This is a genomic window from Lysinibacillus sp. BSL11 (genome assembly GCF_052928325.1).
In genome coordinates this window covers 1-1604 of record NZ_JAVGCX010000039.1, presented here as the reverse complement: position 1 = coordinate 1604, position 1604 = coordinate 1, and the positions used below count along the sequence as shown (strand labels likewise).

Here is a 1604-nt window from a genome sequence, read left to right as displayed (position 1 = left end):
TTTTTTCTGGTTGACCTTTTTCTTTTAGGTCTTATTATAACGGTAGTCGGGGTAGAACGTCTGGCCCGTGGGACTAGATCCCGTCCGCAAAACTGTTCACCCCCTACTTGTATAAACATGTTTCGAGCTGGTTGGGACAAGGATCCCGTTTAACAAGCGAACCTATGACATTACAAGCAGCTTTAGGGGTTACCGACGAATTTAGTTTTCTTTAGGAGGAGATGTAATTATGAATCCAGTCGTTGGTCTGGATGTTTCAAAAGGAGAAAGTCAGGTTCAAGCCTTTTTAGATAAAGGCAAACCATATCGTAAGAGCTTTAGTATTAAACATACTCTTGATGGTTTAGGAAGTTTATTAGAATTTCTAAGGGATATTGAAAAATTGGCTGCTGGTAAGCAACCTTCGGTTATTTTAGAATCTACAGGTCAGTACCATATGCCTGTCATTCAATTTTTGGAGGAGCAACAGTATGTCTATATTATTGTAAACCCACTTATCTCTCATCGAGCTAGAAGTACAAATTTACGAAAGGTAAAGACAGATGCCATTGATGCCTATCATCTATGTGAACTGTATTATAAGGAAGAGTTAGAACCATATAAAAAAAGAGGAATTCAACTCTTAAATCTTCGTAATCTCACGAGACAACAAGAAACGATATCAAGCACATCTGCACAAACGAAATTACAGCTACAATCGATTTTAGATCAGGTATTTCCTGAATATAGAGGTGTCTTTGGGAATCTGTATTCAAAAATCTCGTTACAGATTCTATCACTCTTTCCAACTTCAGAAGAGGTTCTAAGAGTCAGTGAATCTGATCTTACTGATAAAATCGCGGAATTATGTACAACCCGTTCAGAAAAATGGGCAAAAGAAAAGGCAATTAAATTGAGAGAAGCTGCATTACGTAATCCATTTCAAAACAACTTGTACCAAAGCCATATCTTTAACCTAAGAATGTTTATTAACATTGTTCTTCAATATCAAGAGCACCTATCAAAGTTAGCAGCAGAAATAGATGCCCTCGCTAAAGAAATTGAAGAATATGAGATAATCCAGTCTATCCCTGGTGTTGGAGAAAAGATTGCGGCAACAATCATCTCTGAAATTGGAGAGATAGAACGGTTTAACCATCCTAAAAAGCTAGTAGCATTCGCCGGGATAGATCCTAGCGTTTACTCTTCTGGTCGGTTTACTGCTTCCGTCAATCGCATAACCAAAAGAGGTTCTAGCAGGTTAAGACAAGCGTTGTTTATGGCTGTACAATGCGGTATAAGAGATGCACGTAAGCAAAAAACAAGTGAAGAAATAATCCCTAGAAATAAGAAATTAAGAGAGTTCTACGATAAAAAACGCGAAGAAGGAAAGCCTTTTAGAGTAGCCATAATTGCATGTGCTAATAAGCTTTTACATTGGATTTATGCCCTATTTAAAAGGAAAGAAGCCTTCCAAAATGCGGTTTAAAAATCACATTTAAGTACATTGAGAAAAACCTTCCAATTTTAAAGAGGAAGGCTTATTTGCTGTACCCTTTTTTAGTATATCATGCGAGTTTTAATTTTTTTATTGAAAAATCTTGACAACTATTAGCTGGTTTTGT

Annotated in this window: 1 protein-coding gene; it reads left to right on the top strand. The window is 36.7% G+C overall.

Going from position 1 to position 1604, the window contains the following annotated elements; translation table 11 throughout:
* Positions 1-229 precede the first annotated feature (229 nt).
* Entirely contained in the window at positions 230-1468 is a 1239-nt protein-coding gene (locus tag RCJ95_RS23710) for an IS110 family transposase (RefSeq protein WP_446722829.1), read from the top strand.
* Positions 1469-1604 lie beyond the last annotated feature (136 nt).

Bases quoted from the DNA above. Each gene is read 5' to 3' on its own strand.
- RCJ95_RS23710 (WP_446722829.1), top strand. From the start codon at position 230: ATGAATCCAGTCGTTGGTCTGGATGTTTCAAAAGGAGAAAGTCAGGTT.